The 18,617-nt window shown below is 63.3% G+C and carries 17 protein-coding genes; 4 read left to right on the plus strand and 13 right to left on the minus strand.

Going from position 1 to position 18,617, the window contains the following annotated elements; genetic code table 11:
* Positions 1-770 (plus strand): sensor histidine kinase (locus tag VNC39_RS12035; RefSeq protein WP_325399511.1); only part of this gene is annotated, 770 nt, incomplete at its 5' end.
* Between the two features lie 152 nt (positions 771-922).
* Here the strand turns inward: VNC39_RS12035 and VNC39_RS12040 are convergent.
* The 5 genes from VNC39_RS12040 to VNC39_RS12060 form a co-directional block, all read right to left on the minus strand.
* Positions 923-1,759 (minus strand): aldo/keto reductase, encoded by an 837-nt coding sequence (locus VNC39_RS12040; RefSeq protein WP_325399540.1) that lies wholly within the window; start codon positions 1,757-1,759, stop codon positions 923-925.
* 138 nt (positions 1,760-1,897) lie between these two features.
* The gene (gene ggt / locus VNC39_RS12045) at positions 1,898-3,520 is read right to left on the minus strand and encodes a gamma-glutamyltransferase (RefSeq protein WP_325399514.1); all 1,623 of its coding nucleotides are present in this window, start codon (positions 3,518-3,520) and stop codon (positions 1,898-1,900) included.
* A gap of 14 nt (positions 3,521-3,534) precedes the next feature.
* Complete coding sequence (locus tag VNC39_RS12050) at positions 3,535-5,007, minus strand: sodium:solute symporter family protein (RefSeq protein WP_325399515.1); 1,473 nt, start codon at positions 5,005-5,007, stop codon at positions 3,535-3,537.
* Positions 5,004-5,210 (minus strand): DUF3311 domain-containing protein, encoded by a 207-nt coding sequence (locus VNC39_RS12055; protein WP_325399517.1) that lies wholly within the window; start codon positions 5,208-5,210, stop codon positions 5,004-5,006. The genes VNC39_RS12050 and VNC39_RS12055 overlap by 4 nt, the downstream gene beginning before the upstream one ends.
* A 270-nt stretch (positions 5,211-5,480) precedes the next feature.
* Positions 5,481-5,927: a cupin domain-containing protein gene (locus VNC39_RS12060; protein ID WP_325399519.1), complete on the minus strand. Its 447-nt coding sequence runs from the start codon at positions 5,925-5,927 to the stop codon at positions 5,481-5,483.
* A gap of 188 nt (positions 5,928-6,115) precedes the next feature.
* Here VNC39_RS12060 and VNC39_RS12065 point away from each other — a divergent pair, with 188 nt between their 5' ends.
* Positions 6,116-7,030: a LysR family transcriptional regulator gene (locus tag VNC39_RS12065; protein WP_325399521.1), complete on the plus strand. Its 915-nt coding sequence runs from the start codon at positions 6,116-6,118 to the stop codon at positions 7,028-7,030.
* Between the two features lie 21 nt (positions 7,031-7,051).
* On the opposite strand, the gene VNC39_RS12070 is transcribed toward VNC39_RS12065, so the two are convergent.
* From VNC39_RS12070 to VNC39_RS12085, 4 genes are all read right to left on the minus strand, one after another.
* The gene (locus VNC39_RS12070) at positions 7,052-7,375 is read right to left on the minus strand and encodes a hypothetical protein (RefSeq protein WP_325399522.1); all 324 of its coding nucleotides are present in this window, start codon (positions 7,373-7,375) and stop codon (positions 7,052-7,054) included.
* Positions 7,376-7,716: 341 nt separating this feature from the next.
* Positions 7,717-8,043, minus strand: coding sequence for an NIPSNAP family protein (locus tag VNC39_RS12075; protein ID WP_325399523.1), 327 nt, complete (start codon positions 8,041-8,043; stop codon positions 7,717-7,719).
* A gap of 28 nt (positions 8,044-8,071) precedes the next feature.
* Entirely contained in the window at positions 8,072-9,061 is a 990-nt protein-coding gene (locus tag VNC39_RS12080; RefSeq protein ID WP_325399525.1) for an aldo/keto reductase, read from the minus strand.
* A gap of 227 nt (positions 9,062-9,288) precedes the next feature.
* Entirely contained in the window at positions 9,289-9,903 is a 615-nt protein-coding gene (locus VNC39_RS12085; RefSeq protein ID WP_325399527.1) for a TetR/AcrR family transcriptional regulator, read from the minus strand.
* A 243-nt stretch (positions 9,904-10,146) separates the two neighbouring features.
* On the opposite strand from VNC39_RS12085, the gene VNC39_RS12090 reads away from it, so the two are divergent.
* Together VNC39_RS12090 and VNC39_RS12095 are read left to right on the plus strand one after the other, a co-directional pair.
* Entirely contained in the window at positions 10,147-11,100 is a 954-nt protein-coding gene (locus VNC39_RS12090) for an AEC family transporter (protein WP_325399529.1), read from the plus strand.
* Between the two features lie 217 nt (positions 11,101-11,317).
* Positions 11,318-12,391, plus strand: coding sequence for a glycosyltransferase family 4 protein (locus tag VNC39_RS12095; protein WP_325399530.1), 1,074 nt, complete (start codon positions 11,318-11,320; stop codon positions 12,389-12,391).
* Between the two features lie 144 nt (positions 12,392-12,535).
* On the opposite strand, the gene VNC39_RS12100 is transcribed toward VNC39_RS12095, so the two are convergent.
* The 4 genes from VNC39_RS12100 to VNC39_RS12115 form a co-directional block, all read right to left on the minus strand.
* Complete coding sequence (locus VNC39_RS12100) at positions 12,536-14,227, minus strand: autotransporter outer membrane beta-barrel domain-containing protein (RefSeq protein WP_325399532.1); 1,692 nt, start codon at positions 14,225-14,227, stop codon at positions 12,536-12,538.
* Between the two features lie 310 nt (positions 14,228-14,537).
* The gene (locus tag VNC39_RS12105) at positions 14,538-15,629 is read right to left on the minus strand and encodes an NADH:flavin oxidoreductase/NADH oxidase (RefSeq protein WP_325399534.1); all 1,092 of its coding nucleotides are present in this window, start codon (positions 15,627-15,629) and stop codon (positions 14,538-14,540) included.
* Between the two features lie 104 nt (positions 15,630-15,733).
* A complete protein-coding gene (locus VNC39_RS12110; RefSeq protein WP_325399536.1) occupies positions 15,734-17,845 on the minus strand; it encodes an EAL domain-containing protein in 2,112 nt (703 codons plus the stop codon).
* A gap of 445 nt (positions 17,846-18,290) precedes the next feature.
* A partial coding sequence (locus VNC39_RS12115; protein WP_325399538.1) for a zinc-binding dehydrogenase occupies positions 18,291-18,617 on the minus strand: 327 nt, incomplete at its 5' end.

Consider the following 18,617-nt stretch of genomic DNA (forward strand, 5'->3'; position numbering starts at 1 on the left):
TGCCCGATGATGAGATGCTCATTTTGCTGCAGGCGGAACTCAATCATTTGCGGAACGCCTTGCAGGCGCGCGACGATTTCATCGCCATCGCCGCGCATGAGCTCCGCAACCCGATGACGCCGTTGCTGGGCCTTTCCCATCTCGCGCTGAATGCCGCCCGCAAAGCTACGCCGCCGGTCTCGCCGTCTCTTCTGTCCCTGCTTGAGAGAATGAGCCTGGCGATCCAGGATTTCGTCGACCGCGCCACGCGGCTTCTCGATCTGAGCCGGATCAATGCCGGAAATCTGCAACTGCGCCCGACCGAGGCGGACCTTTCCGCCATTCTCCACACCATCGCCGCGAAATATGAAGACCCGTTGCTGCGCAAAGGCTCCCCGCTTTCGACGAACGTCGAACCCGGGGTGAAAGCATGGCTCGATCCCCTCGCCTTCACACAGATCGTGGAGAATCTGCTGTCCAATGCTTTTAAATTCGGCAACAGCCAACCGGTCGAACTTCGCCTCGCGCGCACGGCGGAAGGGGTGTTGCTGAGCGTCGCGGATTCGGGAATCGGCATTAGCGCCGAGCAGCAGCGGCATATTTTCGGCCGCTTCGAGCAGGCTGCCCCCCCACCTTTGGGCGGCGGAATCGGCGTCGGCCTCTGGCTGACCGGCCGGCTGGTCGCCGCCATGAAAGGCCGCATTACGGTGGTCAGCCATGCCGGCCAGGGCGCCATTTTCACCGTGCAATTGCCGGCGCGCCTGCCCAACCACCACCAGGAAGCAGGCTAAACAAGAAAGAAAGGCTACTTTTTGTGAACAAAAAGTAGCAAAAAAACTTTATTTACGCTGGGCCATGGGCTGCGGCGGCGACAACGCCCATAGCCCGGCATAGTGAAAGTTTTTGCGCCGCTTTTTTCAAAAAGCGGCTTCTTACTTTTCTCTCAAAGCATCGCCAGAGACGTTTTTCGCGCCGGCGGCCGGTGGGTGCGGTCGATCTCCGCGAGATCGGCCTCGCTCAGTCTGATGGAAGCCGCCTGGGCGTTCTCCCGCAAATGCGCGGGGTCGGCGGATTTCGGAATTGAAATCGTGTTGCCGTCGCGCAGGCTCCAGGCAATCGCGATCTGCGCCGGGGTCGCCCCATGGCGTTGCGCCACCGCTTTTAAAGCCGGCGAGCGCAGCAGCCGGCCCGCCTGGCCGAGCGGCGAATAGGCCATCACCGGCAGTTTCTTATCCCGGCTCCAGGGAAGCAGATCGAATTCGATGCCGCGTTCATCAGGATGGTATAGAACCTGATTGGTCGCGCAGTTCGTGCCGTGCGGCATGGCGAAAACCTCCTCCATATCGGCGAGGTCGAAATTCGACACGCCCCAATGGCGGATTTTTCCGGCTTCCCTCAACCGCTCGAACGCGGCGATGGTCTGCTCGAGCGGGTAAGAGCCGGGCCAATGCAGCAAATAAAGGTCCAGATAATCCGTGCCGAGCCGTTTCAGGCTGGCCTCACAATGGCGGGCAACACCGGCGGCGGACGCATTCTGCGGCATGATCTTGCTGACCAGGAACACGCGTTCGCGCTGGCCTTTGACGGCCGCCCCCACCACTCTTTCCGCGCCGCCATCGGCATACATCTCTGCCGTATCGATCAGGCTGAGCCCACGCGCGATCCCGTCGCGCAGCACCGCTTCCTCGGAAGCTGCCCGCGCGGCGGATTCGCCCATGTGCCAAGTCCCTTGCCCCAGGGCTGGGACAGAGGTGCCATCCGGCAAAAGAACGGTCGGGATGCTCATTGGTGCCTCCTCCAGACAAGAAAGAAAGCAGGCGCTTTTTGAAACTGGGCCGGTGGCGGTGAAACCGCACGGGCCCAGTTTACAAAAGTTTTTTGCTACTTTTTTTCAAAAAAGTAGCGCTGTCTTTTTTCCTCAGAACGCCGCGGCGTGGCCGTCGCGCCGGCTGTCGCTGGCGGCGACATAGCCGTGATCGAGGTCATCGGAGAGCTTCCAGATGAACTGGCCGGACCCGAAATCCATGTACGGATCCTCGACGGATTTCAGCTCATGGCCACGCGCCTTCAGCCCGTCGACCGTCGCGCCGTTCATCGTCGCTTCGACATCGAGGGTGAAGTCGCGATTGACCTTCCAGCGCGGCGCGTCGCAGGCCGCCTGCGGCTGCTGCTTGTAATCGAGCATGCGCACCACGGTCTGGAGATGGCCCTGGGGCTGCATGTCGCCGCCCATGACGCCGAAGCTCATCACCGGCTTGCCGTCCTTGGTGAGGAAGGCCGGGATGATGGTGTGGAACGGCCGCTTGCCGCCCGCGACCACGTTCGGCGAGGCCGGATCGGTGGTGAAGCCGTAGCCGCGATTCTGCAGGCTGACCCCCACGCCCGGCACGACGACGCCGGAACCGAAGCCCATATAGTTCGACTGAATGAAGGAAATCATCATGCCGGATTCATCGGCGGCGGTGAGGTAGATGGTGCCGCCGGATTTCGGCATGCCGAAGCTCGGGCGCTGCGCCTTTTTCATGTCGATCAGCTTGGCGCGCTCGGTCAGGTAGCCGTCGCTCAGCATCTCTTCCGCGGTCACGGTCATCGCGCGCGGATCGGCGACGTAGCGGTAAATATCCGCGAAAGCGAGCTTCATTGCCTCGATCTGCACGTGCTGCGAATCAACGCCGTCGACCTTCATGCCGGCAAGGTCGAATTTCTGCAAAATGCCGAGCGCGATGAGCGCGGCGATGCCTTGGCCGTTCGGCGGGATCTCATGCACATCATAGCCGCGATAAGACTTGCTGATCGGCTTCACCCATTCGGCGCGATAGTTTGCAAGATCGGAAGCCGTCATCGCCCCGCCGCATTCCTGCGAGAAAGACGCGATGCGCGCGGCGATCTCACCTTCATAGAAAGCGCGCGGGCCCTGGGCGGCGAGAATGCGCAGCGTGTTGGCGGCATCTTTGAAGACGAATTTTTCGGCGACCTGAGGGGCGCGGCCATGCGGCATGAACGCCGCCGCGAAACCCGGCTGGTCCTTCAGGTCCGGCACCGCCGCCGCCCATTTGTGCTGGACGATCGTGGCCACGGCGTGGCCCCGCTCGGCGATTTCAATCGCCGGCTGCAGCAGGTCGGCAAACGGCAGGCGCCCGAAGCGCCCGTGCAGCATCTCCCAGCCGGCGACGGCGCCCGGCACGGTGGCGCTATCCCAACCGCGCATCGGCTGGTTGGCGAAGCCCTTGGCGTCCTCGCCGTATTTGCGGCGGAAATAATCCGGGTTCCAGGCGGCGGGCGCGGTGCCGGAGGCGTTCAGACCGGTCAATTCCTTGCCGTCCCAAAGAATCGCGAAAGCGTCGCTGCCGAGGCCGTTGGAGACGGGCTCGACGATCATCAGGGTCGCCGCGGCGGCGATGGCGGCATCCACGGCATTGCCGCCGCGCGCCAGGATACGCAGCCCGGCCTGCGCCGCCAGGGGATGCGAGGTCGAGACCACATTGCGTGCCATGACGGGCATGCGAATGGTGGGGTAAGGATTGTTCCAATCTGAAAACATCGAGTTTCTTCCTGTTATTTGATAACTTCGCTGGCAAGCGGCAGGCGGCGACCTGCGGTCACTACGCTGACCACCGTAAGCACCAGCACGTTCACGAGCAAGGCGACAATGCCGACATTGATGTCCTTCAGCACGTCCGGCAAGCCCGGCAGCAGCTTGCCGATGGTCTCATGCGCCAAGTTGAAATAGGCAACGACGGCGACCCCGGCGATGATGCCGGCGGACACGCCCTCTTTGGTAAGGGGGTTACGCTTCCGCAGGCTAAAGACCACCGCCGGGGCGAGCTGAGTGACAAACGCCATGCCCATCAGCAGCAAGGCAACGATGGTGCTGCTCCCGGCGACCGCAAAATAGCAGCCGACGGCGGCAATCACCGGCACAAACAATTTCGCCAGCCGCGCGGTGCCTTCATCGGTCTGCCGCGGATTGAGCGGGGCGACGATATTGCGTGCCAGCAATGTCGCGGCGGACATGACGAGCAGCGAACCCGGCACCAGGGCGGTGAGCACGCCGGTGGCCCCGATAATGCCGACGATCCAGGGCGGAAAGGCGGCGACGGAAATTTTCAGCAGCGCCATGTTGGTGGCGGCGCCCTTCAGCCCCGGAACAACCATCACCGCGGTGAAGCCGACGAAAAACACAAGCAGCAGAACGAGCTGATAAAGCGGCAACAGCACGGCGTTCTTGCGGAAGACATTGGCGTTGCTCGCGGTGAAGATGGCACCGAAATGGTGCGGCCACATCAGCACGCCCAGCGAAGTGAGCAGGATTGTGGAAACGAACCACGACACGCTCTGCCCATGCGCCGGCAACGCCAGGAAGCCAGGCTTCGCTGCATTCACGGCCGCGAACATCTTGCCGATGCCGCCGAGATAATGAAACGGTAGATAAAGCCCAAGGAAAACGACGACGCCGATGATCATGATATCCTTGACGACGGCCGTCCAGGCCGAGCCGCGGATACCGGAAATGGTCCCATACAGGGTGACCACAACGGTGCCGATGATAATCGCCGCCGTTTTCGACACCTCGCCATAACTCGCCACCTCCACGATGATGCCAAGGCCGGTGAGCTGCAGCACGAGATAGGGCACAAGCGCGACGATGCTGACCAGCGCCACCAACGCACCAAGCGCCGGGCTGTCATATTTGTGCGCCAGGAAGTCCGGCTGCGTCACCAGCCCGTGGCTGCGCCCGTAGCGCCAGATTTTCGGCAAGAGAAAATAGGCAAAGACATAGGTCAGCGTGAGATAGCCGATCGTGTAGAAGGCCGGCCCGCCGAATCCGTACGCAAAGCCGGAAGCGCCGAGGAAGGTGAACGTGGTGTAGATTTCGCCGGCAAGCAGCATGAACACCAGGACCGCACCGAAATGGCGGCCACCGACGGTCCATTCCTCCAGGTTCATTCGGTGCTGCGCGCGCGCCGAAAGGCCGAGAGCCAGGGCCAGAACGGTGACGACGGCGATGATGACGATGGCGATGTTCATGGCACCGTCTCCTCTTCGGCGCGCCGCTCCGGATCGAGCCAGTAGATCACGCTCATGATCAGGGAGGTCAGGAACACCCAGGCCACCATCCAGGCGAGGATGAAGGGCATGCCGAGAATGAACGGGGTTGCGCTGTTATGGATGACAGGACCGGCGCACATGCCGATAAAAGGAATGACGGCAAGCCAGCCGATATGCTTCATAAGACCTCTCACGCGCAGCCATCGCGCCCCGCGAGACCGCGACCGGCACGAAATTTCCCGGACCATGGCCACTTCATTGCAGCGAAGCAAGAGGGTTTTATCTTACATTGTTCCGACGGTGTATGATCGGGCCAATAAAGAAGCGACGAACGGCCGAACCGATCTCAAGAGATCAAAAATTAAGCACGATGACACGTGCGCCGAGCCCTCAGCAGCCCTGCCATGCGTTTTGCCGGAACCTGTCGCTTCCGGCAAAACGCATGACGCGGCTTATTCCGCTCCCGCCTTGTGGGCTTGGATGAAGGTGTCGACGGTGCCTTCTTCCGGATTCACAAAAATCACGTCCCGCGGATCACGGCGCGGCGTGTCGACGGTGAGGAAAATCACCGGATGCTCCAGCAGGTCGGGGATCGCGTGCACGACGCCTTTCTTGAAGAACACCATCTGCCCCGCCCGCAATTCGCGCGGCGCGCCGCCATCCACCTCGAACGTGGCGCGACCGGAGAGCAAATAAAGATATTCATCACACGTGGCGTGATAATGGCGCGGCACCGGGTGATAAGCGCGGAAAATCCGCGAGCTCGCCGCGGGCTCGTCGGTCAGGCGGGTGTCGACCAACATGGTGTCGGCCGTCGCCGGCAATGAAGCCGCAATCGCCGCCACGTCGAAATAGGCGCTGTTCCGCGTCACGGTCTTCGTCGTCTCGTCTGTACTCATATCGTCACTCCTGCTTGGGGCCGAACGGGAAGCCCATCGCGTCAAAATTGACGCACAACAACAATTTGTTCGATGATTTGAACAAGCTCCACGTTGCACCTCGACATGGAGATGCTATTTCATCGTTCCAATAGAAGATTGTGCGCGGTCTCATCTCTAATGGCGCATAATAGGCCTGGAGGGTTGCAGTGGATTTGCGGCAGTTGGAACATTTCGTCGCCGTGGCGCAAGAGCGCCATTTCACCCGCGCCGCCGCCAAGCTGCATATCGTGCAGTCCGGGCTCTCCGCCTCGATCCGGGCCCTGGAAGAGGAAATGGGGGCGACACTGTTTCTGCGCACGACCCGACGGGTCAACCTCACCCCGGCGGGCGCGGCTTTTCTCAGCGAGGCGCAGCGTGTGCTCTCCGCCGCCGAGGCGGCGCGCAATGCCGTCGCCGAGGTGCAGGGGCTGAAGCGCGGCCGGCTTCTGGTCGGCGCGATCCAGGGCCTCGCGCCGTTCATCGACCTGCCACGCCTGCTCGGCGCCTTCCGCCGGGAACACCCGCAAGTGGATATCCAGCTTCGCTTCGACGATACCGCGGCCCTGATCGAGGGCGTACTGGACGGACGGCTGGACATCGCTTTCACCCAGTTCGTGGAGGCGCCGCCGCCCGAGTTGGCGGCCCGCATGCTGGCCTGCGACCCGCTGGTCCTGGCCTGCCCCGGCAGCCACCGCCTTGCCGGCCAGCGCGGTCTCAGCCTTGAGGCCATCGCCGGCGAAGCGTTCATCGACCTCCCGGCCGGCCATGGCACGCGCCAACTGGTGAACCAGACATTTGCCGCCGCCAGCCTCGCCCGACGCTCGGATTTCGAAGTCAACGACCTGACGATGCAACTGGACATGGTGGCGCACGGGCTCGGCGTGGCGCTGGTGCCGGAACTGGTGGTGCAAAGCCGGATGCGCGCCGAGCCACAGGCGCCGATCGGCTTCGCCACCCTGGCCGAGCCTGAACCCTGTTGGGAATTGGCCGTGGTATATGGGCGGCACACCGACACCGGCCGGGCCGGCAGCGCCGCCGCCGAAGCCTGCCTGCGCCTGCTGGGTGCCCCCCTGCCGGCGTAAGAGCCCCGCCCGATGAGGGGCCTAGATCCGTATCGCGCCGGGAATGCGCAGAGGCGGCAGCGCATGGTGCCATTGCCCGCTGGCGCTGCCGGGCATGACCCAATGCACCAGCAGCAGCATGAAGAGAATCAGCAGCAACAGCGCGAACGCGCCGCCCAGCAGGCGCAGCGCCGCCATCACCACCCATAAAGCGACCGCGATGAGGATGAGCAATTGCAGCAGCGGTGGCAGGCCAACCGCGCTCATCGCCGTGACCAGAAAGCCATCGACGATTCCGGCCGCCGCCATCACCAGCCCGGCCAAAGCGAGAATCGCCGAGACGACCAGATCGATGGCGTGGCTCATGCCGTGCCCGGCGCCGCGGCCCTGAAAGCCGCTGGCACGGTACCGGGCAGATCCGCCGCCTTGTCGAAGATAGCCATGGAAAAGCCTTTCAGTTGACCGGACGGGCATGGCGCGCGATCGCCGCTGCACGACATTTTAGAGCACGGAAAGGAAAGGCTACTTTTTGTGAACAAAAAGTAGCAAAAAACTTTGTTAATTTGGCCCTGTGCCGGTCCCAGCGCCTGCGGCCGTCACCTAGAGTCGGATGATTTTAGATCGAATCGCGTAGCGATCCGCTCTAAAATCTGAATCCGCCTCTAGATATAAGCTAGAGGGCGATTCAGACTTTAAGTCATCGCGCTCTAGCGCACGGAGGAGAACGAGGTCGGCGTGAGAATCGCGTTGCTCAGCGTCTCGACGATGGCGCCGTTCTTTTCCGTCTCCGCTTTGACCGCCAGCCACTCCGGATCGCTCGCGAAAGCGTTCCATTTGCGCTCCCGCTCGGCCAGGGACTCCCATTCGAGCAGATAATACAGATCCTGATTCGAGGTCCCGATGGCGACGGTCCAGAAGCCCGCCTGACGGATGCCGTGCTTCTGCCAGATTTTCAGCGTGTGCGTCTCGAAGCGCGACAGCAGGTCGGGAAGCCGGCCGGCGGCGGCGCGATAGATGCGCAATTCATGGATCATGGAAATACCTCCTGAAATATCGGTTCTGTTAGCGCGGCGCGTCGCCGCGGCGGAACTCCGCGGTCAGCTCGTCGAGCTTCTGCTTCAGCCCGGCATCGAGCTTCATCTCGCAGGCGCTCAGCGTGTCGTTCAACTGCTCCGCCCGGCTGGCGCCGATAATGGCAGAGGTTACGGCCGGATTGGCCAGCACCCAGGCGATCGCGACCACGGTCAAATTCAGCCCGGCGTCGCTCACGAGTTCACGCAGTTCCTCGACCTTGGCGAAAGATATGTCGTTCCAGTAGCGGTCCTGATAGCGCCCCCCGGCGGTGCCGAGGGTAAAGCGCGTGCCGGCCGGCGGAGCGCCGGGCTTGTGCTTGCCGGTGAGCAGGCCGCCCGCCAGCGGGTTGTAAGGGATCACGCCCAGCCCTTCTTCCTTGGCCAGCGGCAGCAATTCGCGCTCGATCTCGCGAAACAGCAGGCTGTAGCGCGGCTGCACCGAGACGAAGCGGGTCTGGTTCTTCACATCGGCGCGGCCGAGCGCGCGCGCCAGGCGGTAGGCGAGGAAGTTGGAGACGCCGATATAACGCGCCTTGCCGCTGCGCACGACGATGTCGAGCGCCTCGATGGTCTCATCCAACGGCGTGTTAGAGTCGTCCGAATGGAGCTGGTACAAATCGATGTAGTCGGTGTTAAGGCGCCGCAGCGAGGCGTCGACCGCATCCAGAATATGTTTGCGCGAAGCGCCCTGGTCCCACGGCGCCTCACCCATCTTGCCGACGCATTTCGTTGCTAGAACGTAGCGGTGACGCCGGCCTTTGAGCCAGCGCCCGACGATGGTTTCGGTGCGACCGACGGTGCTAAGATCGCCGCCCAGCGGATAGACGTCGGCCGTGTCGAGGAAATTCACCCCGCCGGCGGCGGCCTTGTCGAGAATCTCAAACGATTTGTCTTCTTCCGTTTGCAGGCCGAAAGTCATGGTGCCAAGGCAGAGACGCGAAACGGTGAGCCCGGTCGCGCCGAGATTGGTGTAGTGCATGTCACTCTCCAAACCTGTGTGTGGGCGGCAGCATAGCAGCCGATGCGGATTGCGCCAGACGGTGAAGACCAGAGAAGGCGAGGAAGGAAGCGCTACTTTTTGTGAACAAAAAGTAGCAAAAAAACTTTGTTATGCTGGGCCATGGGCGTTGTCGCCGATACAGCCCATGGCCCAGCATAACAAAAATTTTTGCGCCGCTTTTTTTAAAAAGCGGCCGCTTACTTACTTCACGGCGCAATCCCACCCAGCGTCAGCCGCACCCCCTGCTCGATCGTCTCCGTCACGTCTTCGGGCGTCGGCCCGCCCCCGGCCGTCATCATCGCCCGGTTGAGCAAGGTGCAAACGACCATGTCGTGGAACAGCACCGCGGCTGGCCCCGGGGCGACTTCCGGCCGGATATGGCCCAGGCCCTGCTGCGCGGCCAAAAACCGCCGCAGCAACTCGCAGGTCGCCGCCGGGCCGTTGCGGTACCAGCTCAGCCCGATCGCGGGACGCCGTTGCGCCTCCGCGACGACCAGGCGCTGAAACGCCAGATGCCGCGGCTGCAGCAGGATCGCCATCAGCGTCGTGGCGAATGTCCTCAAACCTTCCGCCAGGGACAAACCTTCGAGATCGAGCCGGCTGAGCGGCAAGGCGAGATCCTGGAGCATGTCGTCCATCACCGCCGTGAACAAGCCGTTTTTATCACCGTAAAAATGGTAGACGCTGGCTTTCGAGCCACCGACGTCGCGGATCAGCTCGTCGATGCTGACACCATCATAGCCGCGTTCGAGAAACAGATCGGCCGCGCGCCGGCGCAGCCGCTCATCGCGCGCCTCGCCCCGTTGCGTGCGGCGAACCACAGGCGCGCTGCCATACATCGCGCCTCAGCCCCGGACCGGTGCCGGATGGCGGATTTGAATGACGCCCCCGGAGGACTCGAGCCATTTCGCGCCAGAGGGAATCGACATAAGCTCTCCGTCATCCGTGGGGCCCCAATTCGCCCATCCTGTAATGTACGATACAGTACATTTTTTGCAAACCTGCCGCCGCTGCGGATCGGCGCCCCCCTTGCATCCCACCCCTGGTCACGGGAGAAGGACAGCATGTCCGCCGTATTTAATGCTGTCTTGCCCATCTTCGCGCTGATCCTCACGGGGTTCATCTGCGCGCGCCGCGGCATCCTCGGCCCCGGCGCCACCGACAGCCTGAACAAATTCGTCGTCTGGCTGGCGCTCCCGGCTTTGCTGTTCCAGGCCATGGCGGGCATTACCTGGGCGGGGCTGGATCACCCTGGGTTTCTTGCCGCGTTCGCCGGCGGCATGATGATCACGTTCGCGCTCTCTTTCCTGCTCGCCCCTTTCAGCACCCGGCCGGCGCATCACCGCCTCGCCGACCGCAGCATCGAGGGGTTGAACGCCGCCTATGCCAATACCGGCTTCATGGGCATCCCGCTGTGCGTCGTGGCCCTGGGCCACACGGCTCTGGTGCCCGCGGTCATCGCCACCATTCTCACCGCCTGCGTGCTGTTTGCCGGCGCCATCGTGCTGATCGAGACGGATCTGAACGAGCAACCGCGCCTGGGCGCCACGCTGCGCAAGGTCGGCCTCTCGCTGCTGCGCAATCCGCTGGTCGCCGCGCCGCTGCTGGGCCTCGCCGTGGCTTTGTTCCAGGGCGTCACCCATGTGCCAATGCCGGCCCTGGTCTTCCGCTTCACCACCCTGCTTGGCGCCGCCGCGAGCCCCTGCGCCCTGGTCACCATCGGCCTGTTCCTGGCGCAGTCCGAATCCGCCCAGGAAACGGGCGTGGTCACCAGGCTAGTGGCGCTGAAGCTCCTGATCCAGCCGGCGATCACCGGCCTGCTCGCCTTCTTCGTCTTCGGCATGCCGGCCCTCTGGGCGGATACGGCGCTGCTGATGAGCGCCCTGCCGATCGGCACCGGCCCGTTCATGTTAGCGAAACTCTATGACCGCGAAGCCGCGGTAACCTCGCGGGCGATTCTGGTCTCCACCGTGCTCTCATTGGTCACGGTTTCCGCGCTGGTGGCCTGGCTGCATTAAAGCAAGGAAGCAAGCAGGCGCTTTTTGAAAAAAGCGCCGCAAAAACTTCTTTTACGCTGGGCATGGGCGTTGTCGCCGACAAAGCCCATGACCCAACGTAACAAAGTTTTTTTGGCACAAACCCGCCTCATTTGCGCCGCATTAACTTTTTACAAGCTTCTCCATACGCCGCCGTTACGCACCGTGCGTCACGGCGGTTTTCTTTTGAAGGTTCGCCATGAAGATTGCCCAGATCGCCCCGCTTTTCGAGAGTTGCCCCCCCAAGCTCTATGGCGGAACCGAACGCATCGTGTCCTATCTGACCGAGGAGCTAGTGCGGCAGGGCCATGATGTGACCTTGTTCGCCAGCGGCGATTCGCAGACTTCGGCGAACCTGGTGGCCTGTGGCGACATGGCGCTGCGCCTCAACCCCGCCATCAAAGATTGGCTGCCGCATTACATCGTAATGCTGGAACAGGTGCGCCAGCGCGCCGACGAATTCGACGTTCTGCATTTCCATGTGGACATGGTGCACTACCCGTTGATCCGCGATTTCGCCGACCGCACGGTGACCACCCAGCACGGGCGGCTGGATCTGCCGGACCTGATGCCGTTCTACAAGGCCTTTCCCGAAGTGCCGCTCTCCTCGATCTCCGACCATCAGCGCCTGCCGATGCCGCCGGTGAACTGGGCCGGCACGGTATATCATGGCCTGCCGCAAGACCTTCTGCCCTTCAGCGCCCGGCCGCAGGGCGGCTACCTCGCGTTCCTCGGCCGGATCTCGCCGGAAAAACGCCCCGACCGCGCGATCGAAATCGCCACGGCAGCCGGGATGAAGCTGAAAATGGCGGCCAAAGTGGACAAGGCCGACCAGCATTATTGGGACACGGTAATCGGCCCGATGGTGGCGGCGCACCCGAATGTGGAATTCATCGGCGAAATCAACGAGGCGCAGAAAGCCGACTTCCTCGGCAACGCCACGGCTCTGCTGTTCCCGATCGACTGGCCGGAGCCGTTCGGCCTGGTGATGATCGAAGCGATGGCGTGCGGCACACCGGTGATCGCCTTCCGCTGCGGTTCGGTGCCCGAAGTGATCGATCACGGCCTGTCCGGCTTCATCGTCGACAATATGGACGAGGCGGTCCAGGCAGTACGGCGGATCGGCGAACTGGACCGCCGGGAAGTGCGCGCAGCCTTCGACGCGCGCTTCACCGCGACGCGCATGGCCAACGATTATGTCGATCTCTATTGCAACCTCGCCGGCGTGCGCGCGGCAATGCGGCGCCAACCGGTCCGCGCTGTCTCCGCGTAAGGTAAGAAAGTAGCCGCTTTTTGAAAAAAGCGGCGCAAAAACTTTCACTATGCTGGGCCGTGGGCGTTGTCCCCGACAAAGCCCATGCCCCAGCAAAACAAAGTTTTTTTGCTACTTTTTGTTCACAAAAAGTAGCCTTCCTTCCTACCATTCATATTTCAACCCGGCGCCGCCATCGAAGCCGTAACGGTTGGTGCCGGCATTCTTCAACCCGACCAGCCCGTCAATATGGGCGTAGAAGCTGAACCGGCTGTCACTGCGCCGGGCGGTTAGCCCGAGCCCGAGCTGGGTCCAGGTGGCATCCGCCTTGGTCGTGATCGATTCCACCCCGGCATACAGGATCGAAGAGCTGGTGCCCGCCAGGGCCGACCAGAGATTGGTCCTGGCGTAGGGGCGCAATTGCCAGGCACCCGTTTGCGTCACGCCATTGAGCTGCGCGCCGATGCGCCCGTAAAGCGTCGCCCCGCCTCCAGGTTGCACCGTGCCAAAGGCATCGCTCTGGTCGGCGAGCCAGACGCCTTGCCAAACCAGCTGCGCCTGCGGTTCCAGCGCCAGGCCCGGGCGCAGCGCGAACGGAACGCCCAGCTCCAGCGAAGCCGCGAACCCGTCGCCGGTCAGCGGAATCGAGGTGCGGGTGGAAGCTGCCGTGCCACCATAACGCGTGCCCTGCACCACAATGTCCGCATACCAGCCGGATGGGCCGAAATGCGTATAATAGAGCCCGCCGCTATAGGCGTTCACATTGTCGGTGCCGGTCTTTTCCATGATGTTCGCGGCATCCGTCGCGTCGGTAACGAGTCCGCTGGTGCCGACCTGGGCGTTGGCATAGCTGAAATAGGTGCCGAAAAAATCGCGGCCGCCATGCGCCGCTATGTGGCGGTACAGGTCGAGCCCGAGCTGCACGCCGACCTCGGAACCGCTGGTCCGTGCCTGCGCCTGGCCGCCATAGGCCGCGCCGACATAAGCGCCGAAAGCACGCCCCCAGACCGAACTGGCGCGGAGGCCGGCGCTGCTGGAATCCAGGCCGATGCGTTCATCGCCGATCCGATCATAGAGCGTGCCGAGCGTATCCAGCCCAAGGACCTGCGCGGTGGGGATGGCGGCGCCATAGGCAGAGAATTCCGGCCTGAGGCCCGGCCCGCCGGAAGGATCCGCGGCAGGATCGCCGGCCCCGCTCGCGGCGGACAGAACGAGCGGGTCAACGGGGTCGGCCGGATCGCTGGGATCCTTGGGGCCGGTCGCGCCGGTGTTCCCGGGAGGATTTTGACCGGCGGGGCCGGTCGGGTCCGCCGGGTCCGTCGGGTTGGTGGGGCCGGTCGGACCGGAGGGACCGGAGGGACCGGCGGGTCCTGTGGGGCCGCCCGGATCCGTCGAGCCGCCGTGACCGTGGTGGTGACCGGAAGAACCGCGACCGCCAGGATCCGCCGAGCCCCCAGGGCCGTGGGGATCGGAGGAACCGCGACCACCAGATCCCGACGGGCCGCCGGGGTCATGGGGATCGGAGGCACCGTGGCCGTCCGGGTCCTCCGCCATGCCACCATGACCGGGGGCCGAGAATGAACCGTGACCGGGATCCGTGGGGCCGGTATGACCGCCAAAATCAGTGGAACCCGCAGGACTCGAGCTCGGTGGATCGCAGGCGGTCGCGCCGCCACCCGCGCCGCAACGCGCCTGCGCCTGCGCCTGCGCGGGCGACGCCAACATGAGGAGCACCGCGCCGCAAGCGAGCCAGGACAGCCCGGCCGGGCAGAGCGCCGTTTCGGCGCGGAGCCTTCCGGCAACATGTCGACAGCCGGCCGCCACCGCAGCACGGCGCGGCGCCGTTTGTGGTATCATGGCGATTCTCCCTCAGACGGCCGTTACCGGCGCGTGCCTTCCTGGTTGGGCGCGGCCCTATCCCGCTTGCTTTCATCCGGCCTTCCGCCGCGATGATCGTATCTTTATTTAGATTTCCGACTATATTTCGGATGATCGTTGGCGTTTGTTTGCAACCAAAAGTTTTGTGCATGACGCGGTTAAACCGCAATTATCTAAATTTTCCGTTAATTTGAGCGGCGCGCCCGGTTTGCAGCCCGCGACAGCCGCAAAAAAAAGCGGCCATCCGAAGATGGCCGCCCGTTGGGCAACAGGTTTCGTTAAAATGAAATCAGCGGTAGCGCGCGAGCCAGTGCGCGTAAGGGGCCGGCAATGTCGCCCAGGCCGGATTTTCAACGCCCAATTCCTGCGCGGCGCGATACGGCCAGTGCGGTTCGGCCAGAAGCGGCCGCCCGAGCATCAGGAGGTCGATCTTCTCCTCACGGATCAGCGCGTCGGCATCCTCCGGCTTGGCGATGTACCAGCTCGTCGCGACCGGCAGGGCGGTCTCCTGGCGCACCTTCCACGCGATGTCGCCCATGAAATTCGGCGCCCAGGGGATGTTCGCCTTCGGCGTGTTGAAGCCGAGCGAGACGTCGACGGAATCCAGCCCCTCGCTCTTCATCCGGCGCAGCAGCGCGATCGCCTCGTCCAGCATCGTATGGGTGCCGTCGAATTCCACCACGCCGAGCCGGATCGTCAGCGGCCGGTCTTCCGGCCAGACCTTGCGCACCGCCACCAGCGTCTCCAGCAGGTAACGCGCGCGGTTCTCCGCGCTGCCGCCATAGGCATCGGTCCGGTGGTTGGAGTGCGGCGAAAAGAAATTCTGCGCCAGATAGCCGTGCGCCATATGCAATTGCAGCCATTCGAAGCCGAGGTCGCGGGCGCGCACCACGGCGCTCACCGTATCGGCCTGCACGCGGGCAATTTCGGCCAGGGTCATCTCTTCGGGCAGGCGCGGCAAGCCCTCGCCGAAGGCCACCCGCGACGGCGCGATGGTGGTCCAGGAATTCGGCGCCCCCTCGGGAATATGGTCATCCCCTTCCCAGGGGCGGTTGGCGGACGCCTTGCGGCCGGCATGGGCGATCTGGATGCCCGGCACCGCGCCGGCGGCGCGGATCGCCGCCACCACCGGGCGCAGCGCCTCGGCCTGGGCGTCGTTCCACAGACCGAGATCGCCCCAGGTGATGCGGCCTTCCGCCGCGACAGCCGTCGCCTCGACGATGACGAGGCCGGCGCCACCACGGGCCAGCGTAGCGTAATGGACCCGGTGCCAATCGGTCACCGTTCCCGCCTCGGCCATATATTGGCACATAGGTGAAACGGCGATGCGATTGCGCAGGGTGACTGATTTCAACTGATAGGGGTCGAACAGGCGAGGCATCTTAACTCCGGGACAACGAGAGCGACAAACGAATGCGCTCTAGGTCGGCATGGTTCCCCCCCTGACAAGGTCCATTTGCGCGCAGGAGACGCGCGCCGCGCCGCTCAGGCCGGTTGCGGCACTGCCGCGCCATGATTGCGGCGATACGCCTCGATCCACCCCGGCAATTCGGACGCCGGACAAGGCCGGGCGATGAGAAACCCTTGCAATTCCGGGCAACCTTCCGCGCGCAGGATTTCCGCCTGGCGCTCAGTCTCGACGCCCTCGGCGGTGGCCGAAACGCCGAGGCTGCCGCACAGCAGCGAGACTGCGCGGATGATCGCCAGCGCCTCGGGCTTGCTCTCCACATCCTGAACGAAACTGCGGTCGATCTTGATGCGCGTGAACGGCAAGGTGCGCAGGAAGCTGAGCGACGAATAGCCTGTGCCGAAATCGTCCATCGCGATCTGGATGCCGAGCTTGCGCAATTTTGCGAGGATCTCGGTGGCGCTCTGCAGATCGTCGATCATCGCCGTTTCCGTGATCTCAAGCTCGAGCCGCCGCGCCGGCAGGCCGGTCTTCTCCAACGTCGCGGCGATATGCCCGAGCAGGTCGGCCTGACGGAACTGCTTGGGCGACAGATTGACCGAAACTTTCAACTCGTGCGGCCAACTCGCCGCCTCCGCGCACGCGGTCTCCAACACCCAGCGGCCGAGTTCCGGCATGAAGCCGATTTCCTCGGCGAACGGGATGAAATCAGCCGGCGAGACCCTGCCGCGCGTGGGACTTTGCCAGCGCAGCAGCGCCTCGAATCCTGTGATCTCATGCCGGCCGGTATCGACGATCGGCTGGTAATGCAGGGTGAATTGCTCGCCGGTCAGGGCGGCGCGCAGATCGCGCTCGAGATCGCGGCGCTCCTGCACCACTTTCTCCATGCCGGGTTCATAAGCGTGATGGCAGCCGCGACCGACGGATTTGGCACGGTACAAAGCCAGGTCGGCATTGCGCAGCAGCAGGTCCGGATCGAGGCCATGCTGCGGCGCGTAGGCGATGCCGATGCTGGCGCCGATCAGGACCTGCAGCCCTTTGATGGTGATCGGGCTGCTGATGTCGCGGATCAGCCGTTCGGCCAAAGCCGTCACGTCCTGCATCTCGTGGCAACGCGCGATCAGGACCGCGAATTCATCGCCGCCCAGCCGCGCCACCACGTCGGACTCTCCCAGTTGCGCGCGGATGCGATCCGCGGCCGCCTGCAGCACCAAATCGCCGATCTGATGCCCGAGCGTGTCGTTCACCGGCTTGAAGCGGTCGAGGTCGACATACAGCACGGCACACGGCGAAAATTCGTCGACCCCCTTCAGCGCGCTTTCCAGCCGCGCCCGGAAGGTCATGCGATTCGGCAAGGCGGTCAGCGTGTCGTGATGCGCCAGATGCGTGATCCGGTCCTCGATGGCGCGACGTTCGGTCACATCGTCCACGGTACTGACAAAACCGCCGCCCCGCAGCGCGCGATGGCTGACCTGGAGAACCCGGCCGCGCCAGGGCAATTCGCGGGTGACGATACCGCCGGCCTCGGCCATGCCGGCAACAATGGCCTCCCGGCTGCGGCGCACGGTCTCAGCAATCTGCTCCCGCGGCACCGCCGGGTCGGCATGCACGATCCATAGAATGTCGCTCAGCGCCGCGCCGGGCTGCAAGGCGGCAGGATCGATGCCGAGAATTTCATGCAGCCGCGCATTGCTCAAAACCAGCGTCTCGTTGGCATCGAACAGTGAGAGGCCCTGCGACATGTTGGCCAACGCCAGGTTGAGATTCTGGGCCAGTGCCCGCAACTGGTCGCCTTGCTGCTTCTGCGCGCTGCGGTCCTGTGTGATGTGCGCGAAGCCGACCAGCGTGCCGCTCTCATCGTGGATCGGCTGGATGACGACATGCGCCCAGTAACGCGAGCCGTCCCGGCGCAAGCGCCACCCCTCGTCCTCGAATTTCTGCGTGGCCAGCGCCTCGGCCAAGCTACGCTGCGGCAATTGCTGCGCGCTGTCCTCGGGCACGAAGAAGCAGGAAAAATGCCGGCCGACAATTTCCTCCGCACGATAGCCTTTGGACCGCTGGGCGCCGGCGTTCCAGTTCACGACATGGCCCTCGGGATCGAGCATGTAGATCGCGTAGTCCGTGACGCTCTGCACCAACATGCGATACATCGTGTCGGAACTGAGCGTCGTCGTCGAAATCGCGGTCAAGCCTGTCTCCTTCGCAAACCGGCGCGGCCCGCAATGCTGCCCGTCGATAACGGGCAGCACTGACAGCACCGGTCGCGCAACTGTATTGCGCGACTTTTACGTGGACAAACTTTCACGTCAATGTGAAATCGTGCGGGTAAAGAACTGAATTTAAGAGATTGTGTCGGGGTGTAACGTAGCAGAACGAGAAAATTCATCATGTTGTCGCAACCGGGCGTTGCTTACGACACGCGCGACGCCGACACTGGCTGATATATTGCCGAACAATTCCAAGCATTTGCGCGGAGCCCGCGACGCACCACACGGTCCTGGCCTTTGTCGTCCGGTCCGGAATTCGTCACGGAATTTTAAAAAACAAACAGTTTAAGCTGCAATCCCAAGGGTTTCAGGCGCACGGCCTGCGAGGTTCGCCGGAACCCGCAGGTTCCGGCGAACGCCCAGGGTGTTAGGCGGCTTCCTTCAGCGAGGCCATGTCGATCGTGAAGCGGTATTTCACGTCGCTCTTCAGCATCCGCTCGTAGGCTTCGTTGATTTTCTGGATGGGGATGATCTCCACATCCGAGGTGATGTTGTGCTTGGCGCAGAACTCCAGCATTTCCTGAGTCTCGGCGATGCCGCCGATCAGCGAACCCGCGAAATTGCGGCGCTTGAAAATCAGGTCGAACGCAGCGATCGGCAGCGGATGCTCGGGCGCGCCAACCTGGACCATGGTGCCCTCGCGCTTGAGCAGCGCGAAATACGGCGACAGATCATGGTTCGCCGCAACTGTGTC

This window comes from Acidocella sp. (genome assembly GCF_035535915.1).
In the GTDB taxonomy this organism is placed as follows: domain Bacteria; phylum Pseudomonadota; class Alphaproteobacteria; order Acetobacterales; family Acetobacteraceae; genus Acidocella.